Annotated in this window: 10 protein-coding genes and 1 pseudogene; 9 read left to right on the forward strand and 2 right to left on the reverse strand. The window is 67.0% G+C overall.

Annotated elements, in window-relative coordinates; all coding sequences use genetic code 11:
* Positions 1–798 precede the first annotated feature (798 nt).
* From IG78_RS0122480 to IG78_RS0122515, 9 genes are all read left to right on the forward strand, one after another.
* Complete coding sequence (locus IG78_RS0122480) at positions 799–1,038, forward strand: hypothetical protein (RefSeq protein ID WP_030565998.1); 240 nt, start codon at positions 799–801, stop codon at positions 1,036–1,038.
* Between the two features lie 33 nt (positions 1,039–1,071).
* Entirely contained in the window at positions 1,072–1,332 is a 261-nt protein-coding gene (locus IG78_RS0122485) for a hypothetical protein (RefSeq protein ID WP_030566000.1), read from the forward strand.
* Positions 1,333–1,341: 9 nt separating this feature from the next.
* Positions 1,342–1,530 carry a hypothetical protein gene (locus tag IG78_RS0122490; RefSeq protein WP_030566002.1) on the forward strand — a complete coding sequence of 63 codons (189 nt, stop codon included), beginning with the start codon at positions 1,342–1,344 and terminating at the stop codon, positions 1,528–1,530.
* 199 nt (positions 1,531–1,729) lie between these two features.
* On the forward strand, positions 1,730–1,999 hold the full coding sequence (locus IG78_RS0122495) for a hypothetical protein (protein ID WP_157855851.1): 270 nt from the start codon (positions 1,730–1,732) through the stop codon (positions 1,997–1,999).
* On the forward strand, positions 1,996–2,316 hold the full coding sequence (locus IG78_RS46160) for a VRR-NUC domain-containing protein (protein WP_078965383.1): 321 nt from the start codon (positions 1,996–1,998) through the stop codon (positions 2,314–2,316). The genes IG78_RS0122495 and IG78_RS46160 overlap by 4 nt, the downstream gene beginning before the upstream one ends.
* Positions 2,317–2,474: 158 nt before the next feature.
* Entirely contained in the window at positions 2,475–2,642 is a 168-nt protein-coding gene (locus IG78_RS49350) for a hypothetical protein (RefSeq protein WP_157855852.1), read from the forward strand.
* Positions 2,642–2,911, forward strand: a complete 270-nt coding sequence (locus tag IG78_RS49355) for a hypothetical protein (protein WP_030566008.1) — start codon at positions 2,642–2,644, stop codon at positions 2,909–2,911. Before IG78_RS49350 ends, IG78_RS49355 begins: the two co-directional genes overlap by 1 nt.
* A complete protein-coding gene (locus IG78_RS49360) occupies positions 2,908–3,546 on the forward strand; it encodes a poly-gamma-glutamate hydrolase family protein (protein ID WP_037685950.1) in 639 nt (212 codons plus the stop codon). The genes IG78_RS49355 and IG78_RS49360 overlap by 4 nt, the downstream gene beginning before the upstream one ends.
* Before the next feature lie 384 nt (positions 3,547–3,930).
* Positions 3,931–4,941 carry a quinone oxidoreductase family protein gene (locus IG78_RS0122515; RefSeq protein WP_030566011.1) on the forward strand — a complete coding sequence of 337 codons (1,011 nt, stop codon included), beginning with the start codon at positions 3,931–3,933 and terminating at the stop codon, positions 4,939–4,941.
* A gap of 115 nt (positions 4,942–5,056) precedes the next feature.
* Here IG78_RS0122515 and IG78_RS51550 read toward each other — a convergent pair.
* A pseudogene (locus IG78_RS51550) lies at positions 5,057–5,221 on the reverse strand (IS5 family transposase); the annotation flags it as partial.
* A gap of 134 nt (positions 5,222–5,355) precedes the next feature.
* The gene (locus tag IG78_RS0122520; protein ID WP_078965387.1) at positions 5,356–5,841 is read right to left on the reverse strand and encodes an HNH endonuclease family protein; all 486 of its coding nucleotides are present in this window, start codon (positions 5,839–5,841) and stop codon (positions 5,356–5,358) included.
* Positions 5,842–6,000: the final 159 nt, after the last annotated feature.

Below are 6,000 nucleotides of genomic sequence, written 5' to 3' on the forward strand. Positions count from 1 at the left end.
ACACCTCCCTGACTCGGCGGCTTCGCCGTGGGCCTGCCGCTCGTGCCGCACGCCATGGCCGTGCAGCACCGCCTCCCCCTACCTGACTCAGGGCCGCTGCCAGGGCGGATCTCCGACGTTCTGGGAGAAGAGACTGCCACGCAGCTGGCACACCGGGCCGCCCTGCTACAGCCCGGCGGACAAGCTGAGGGCCCAGGCGGAGGAAATCCGTCAGTACCCCCGGGCGCACCCTCATTACCCGCCGGCGAGACCGCCCAAGCCGCGCCGTAAACGGCGTCAGTGCCCGCCGTTCAACCACGTGCCCTCGGGGCCCGGTGATGTCGGGCCGGGCACATGCCTGTGGGTGAAGCCGGGTGGTTTGCACCCAGGGTGGGGGGACATCCACCGCTTGGCCATGCTGATCCGCGCGGACTGCGAGGTCTGTGATGTGTGGGTCCATGAGGACGGCACCGTGCATCGGGTGAAGCCTCATCTTCTGCTCTTGGACACGAGCGTGATGCGACGGTCCTCCTCAACACCCGGTCGCACGCCTGGAGGTGATTCCGGAACCGCCCCGCAGTGGCTGCGGTGGACGGTCGCCGATCACTTGGCGCACTGCGGCTCAGGGCCGAGTGAGGGGCCCGTGGATCGCTTCACGCAGCAGAACTTGTTCAACGTGGCCCAACTCCAGGAAGTGCAGGGCGGGTTGCGTGGGTAGGTCGCAGTACCGAAGTAGACACCCACCCTGAAGAGAGTAGAATTATCACATCAGGAAGAGGGGCCCGCCTGCCGGGCGGGGCCGGAACGAAAAGAGGAAGCATGCCCACCATCGCACCCGTCGACGCCTTCGACGCGCTCGGCGTACTCGCACCCGAATGCGGGGAGTGCGAAGGCTCCGGCATGGTCACGTACTGCCACGGCCCCTTCGAGCGGGCGCGGGAATGCGAGCACTGCCACGGCTCCGGCCGCCATCTTCCCTGCCCGCACTGCACCGACGGGACGCACCCCCAAAGCGGCGACACCTGCCCCACCTGCGACGGATACGCCGCACTCACCTGACCCCTAATAGGTCACGACGAAAGGAACTGCATCATGAATCTGGGAGACGGCATCGCCTGCGAAGCCCTCGCCAAGGGTCTGCACGTCATCCGCTCGACGGAGCTGGGACTCATGCGCCTCGCCATCCCTCTGCCGGAAGGAGGCGTGCAGCACTTCGAGCGCCCCATGAACGGCGGACCGGAGTACTGGCGGGCCACGACCTTCGAGGATCGCGCATCAGGCTTCACGATCGACGAACCCATAACCGCCGAATGGGGCATTGCCCTCGACTCTCTCGCCAACAGCGGCCGATAGGAGCACGTCATGACGCTCGACAAGAACACCATCGTCACCCCCGTCGCCCACAAGACCAAGGACGAGCTGCGGCCGTTCGGCCGCGTCGTCAGCTACGCCGAAGCAGTCCCCTTCGGCGAGCAGCTGAACATGGTCCTGCGGGACGGCATGCACAAGCCGCTGCCCTACTACGACGACGAACTCGCGATCGTCGACTGACTCCAAAATAGGTCGCGATAGAAACTCGTGTTAGGTTCGTTCACGTGATCGAGCCCGGGCACGGCTCGACCACCAACCGACTTCTGGACGGGCAGCGACCCCCCGCGCCCAGCCCGCCCAGAACGGCTCGTCCGATACGAGCCACCCCTCCGGCCGGGACCCGCCCCCAGCGGGTCCCGGCCCACCCATGGAGAACCAGATGCCTGCCATCCACCCCACCGAGACACCCTCGGCAGCAGACGACGCCCTGTACCAGGCGCACATCGCCGAGCGGTACGGGCGCCCGGTCCACGAGATCCTCTGGGAGGAGACCCGGCGCCCGCTGCCCGAACTCCTCAAGGAACGCCACCGCCGCAGCCCGCGTCCAGTACCGCTGCATCACCGCGAACCGCAGCCCGACCCGGACGCCGAAGCCCACCGTGCCGCCCTCCTTGAAGCAGTCACACCACGACGCCGGGGCGCCGCGTGACCGAAGAACAGTTCCGGTGCCACGTCCGTAAGATCGCCGCCCTTCGCGGCTGGACGCTCACCTACCACACGCACAACTCTCGCCGCAGTGACGCTGGTTGGCCCGATGAGGTCTACGGACATCCCAAGGCCAAGCGAACCATCTTCGCTGAATTCAAGTCGGACACCGGGCGGATACGTCCCGCTCAGCGCGACTGGCTCCAGCACCTCCAGGCGTGCGGCTTCGAGGCTGCGCTGTGGCGCCCCAAGGACCCTGATCACATCGTCACTGTCCTCGCCCCTGACGGCCCCCGTGCCGAACTCCCCGACACCTTCTGACCGAGGAAACCCCACACCGTGCACAACCGCTCCCAGCAGGCCAGCCAGATACCGCCCATGCCCGGCGCCAGCTGGTGCGGCTCATGCGACAGCTGGTTCAACCCCATCACCAACACCTGCCGCTGCAACAACCGCTGACCATACGCCAGGAGCCGGAGATGGAACCCCCGCCTCACGCACGAGACAAATCCCCAGAACAGGGGCTCACCGAGATCGCCCGCCTTGCCAACGCCCTGTGCGAGCACCTCACCGACAACCAATGGCAACTGTCTGCCCGCATCCGGCAGCTCGCCGAAGCCACCCTGCCCCACGCCGGAGAACACTGATGCACGCCCGCTTCGTCCCGCTGCCCGACAAACGGTCCGCTCACGCGACGCACGAGACCGCCAAGGTGCTCCGCGACCGCCCCACCGAGTGGGCCCACGTGGACACGCACCCCAACAGCAACCGGGCCTCCAACCAGGCCCACCGCATCCGCACGGGCAAGCTCGCCGCATTCCGTCCCGCCGGCGCGTTCGAAGCCACCATCAGAAACGACCACGAAGAGACCTTCGACGTCTACGCCCGCTACATCGGACCCACCGCCACACCGTGAATCTCCTCCCCCGAGCGACGGTCACCGACACGTACAAGAACTTCGCGGATCTCGCCGCCCACGAGTCCGAAGGCATCGACTGGTCGCGCGAAGTCCTCCGAGTCCCCGCCTCGGACTTGTCGCACATCGCCATCCACGGGGGTGGCATCGAGGTCGGCACCACCGAAGCCGCTCGTGCCGCCGCCGGCGACAGCCACACCTTCTACTCGTTCCGAGGAAAGAAGGCATCGAACCGAGCCCTCCACATCACCTCAAGCCGCTTCGACGAGCCCACGTGCCTGTCCCTCCAGGCCGACATGACGCGCACGGTGTCGTGGCACGGTTTCCACGACCCGCTCAAGGTGACCGAAGTCGGGGGGCTCGACGAACACCTCGGCCTGTGGATCACCCGCTCGCTGGAGCACGCGGGCTTTCCCGTCACGGGCGCCGCCCCCGAACGAGCCGGACGCGATCCCCGCAACATCTGCAACCGGAACCTCACAGGCCAGGGCGTCCAGCTTGAGCTGTCGACCGCTCAGAGGGCGGCCTTCTTCCGTGACGGTGCCACCAGCGCCGGTAACCGGAAGAACACGACCGCAGAGTTCGCTCTGTACATCGAGGCCGTGCAGGCCGCCTACCGGCGCATGCGCGCCTGACACTGTGACCGGCGGGCGCAGCACACGCTCAGAGCCTGACGCTGTCGAAAATCTTGCAGATGTGGAGCTCGTCGAGCATGGCCGACAGATAGATCTCGCCTTCCCTTGCAGCGGATTTCCGCTGCTCAGCTGGCCTCTGTGGTTCCTGCGGAGGGCGGGATCACGCCCTTCCGGTAACGGTTTCGCGAACGCCAGAGCTGCGCCCTGGGGTGCGGAAGCGGCGGGGGCGCACTGGTCGGCCCCTGACGGCCTCGGTCTCCTGTCCCAGACCCAGGTGCACACGGGCGTCTCAGCTCTCGGCGGGGGTGGCGGGCTGGCCTGCTTGCCAGGAATCGGATCGCCATCAACGAGGTTGGTGGGAGACGAGCCGATATTGGAGGGGTCATGCGAGCGATTCAGGTGTATGAAGTTGGCGGTCCCGAGGTGCTTCAGGAGGCCGAGGTGGACCAGCCGCGGCCGGGCCCGGGCGAGGCGGTCGTGGAGGTCGCCGCATCCGGGGTCAACTTCCTCGACGTCTACCACCGCGAGGGCCGGTACAGCCTCCCGCTGCCCTTCACTCCGGGCTCTGAGGGCGCCGGCACGGTCGTCGAAGTCGGACCCGGCGTCTCTGACGTCGCAGTCGGGGACCGGGTCGGCTGGGTGGAGATTCCCGGCACGTACGCCGAGCGGGCCGTCGTGGACTCCTCCCGACTGGTGCCGCTGCCCGCCGACATCGGCTTCGAGACAGCCGCCGCCGTGCTCCTCCAAGGCATGACCGCGCACTACCTCATCAAAGACGCCTACCCGGTACAGCGGGGCGACACGGTACTCGTGCACGCGGCCGCCGGTGGCATGGGGCTACTTTTGACCCAGCTCATCACTCATCTCGGCGGCAGAGTGATCGGCACGACATCGACCACAGCGAAGGCCGAACTGGCCAAACGTGCCGGGGCCGCCGAAGTGATCCTTTCCTCCACGGTCGACAACCTCCCAGCCGAGGTCAGGCGACTCAACGGCGGTCAGGGACTGCCCATTGTCTTCGACGGCGTCGGCGCGCACACCTTCGGCGCAAGCCTCGCCAGCCTGCAAACCCGCGGCCATCTCGTGCTCTTCGGCGCGGCAAGCGGTGCCGTGCCACCGTTCGATCCAATTCGGCTCGCCCACGGCGGATCGCTGACCCTGATCCGCCCCAGCCTCGGGGACTTCATCTCCGATCGGTCCGAACTACTCCGACGCGCCGCCGACGTGTTCGACTGGGTGCGCTCCAAGGCGCTTGAGGTCACCGTAACGGCCCGCTACCCTCTGGCCGAGGCCGCCCAAGCCCACAGCGACCTGGAGGCTCGGCGTACCACCGGCAAGCTGCTCGTCATACCCGATGCGGTCGCTCTTGAACGTCACGAGGAGACGCAGAGCTGATCACAGGCGACGAGGTCGAGCATCTTGGAGATTGAGAGGTTGAGGGCATGCCCGGCCGTCATCGCCAAGATCCCTGACAGCGTCAGGCTCCAAGAGGTCGTTTTCTCCCGTTTTTTCATCCTGGTATGAAGATTTGATCCGGAGATGTTGGGTCGCGCCAAGAGATGGTGCTCTCGCCGGTGAGGCGGCGGGCTATGAGGTCGGTCATGGCGAGGTGGATCATGACTTCGGAGCGGTGCGGGTGGGTCTCGCAGTCGCGGGCCAAGCGGCGGTGGAGCATCGGGTGTGGGCCGCCCGTCCCAGCTTTCGCGCCGGGACGGGCCGTGCCGGGCCCCGGCTACCGCCCCCGGCCGCCCGGGCAAGTGGAGGGACGGTGCGGACTGCCTCGGCGTTTCACGCGGGTGTGGTCCGTTTTCAGCGTGCGAGTTCGGCCCGCACGGGCACGTTGGGGCATTCGTTGAGCGTGCTGGCGAGAGCGTCGGCTTCGGCCGGGTCGATGGCGAGCTGCCACCTGGTCTTGATCGTGACCCAGGTGGTGGCGTACGTGCACTCGTAGCCAGCGGCGGGCGGCACCCACTGGGCCGGGTCCTTGTCGGCCTTGGACCGGTTGCTGACAGCGGTGACCGCGATCAGCGCGCGGGAGTCGTCGAGGTCGTTGGCATAGGCCTGGCGCTCCTTGGGCGTCCATCGGCTGGCGCCGGAGTCCCAGCTCTCGGCGAGCGGGACGAAGTGGTCGATGTCGATGGTGCGGGGGCCTTCGACGTAGCGGTCGTCGTAGGGACTGTACCAGCGGCCGTTGGTCAGGGTGCAGCGGCCGGTGCGTTCGGCGTCGGTGACCGCCTCATCGATCAGAACTTCGTTGCTTATGGCTGCACTTTCCTGTGTCTCACTGATCGTCATCTTATGTTGCCGTCGTGAGTGTCTCAGGAACAAGAGGAACGGGATGGTACGCCCCCTGCGTTCATAGTCGTGAACTGATACTCGCGTGGGATCAACGAGACAGGGCGAGTAGTTCGTCGATCACGGGCTCTGGACCGTCATAGGTGAGGTGCGCGATGG

The organism is Streptomyces aureocirculatus (assembly GCF_000720475.1).
Taxonomy (GTDB): Bacteria; Actinomycetota; Actinomycetes; order Streptomycetales; family Streptomycetaceae; genus Streptomyces; species Streptomyces aureocirculatus.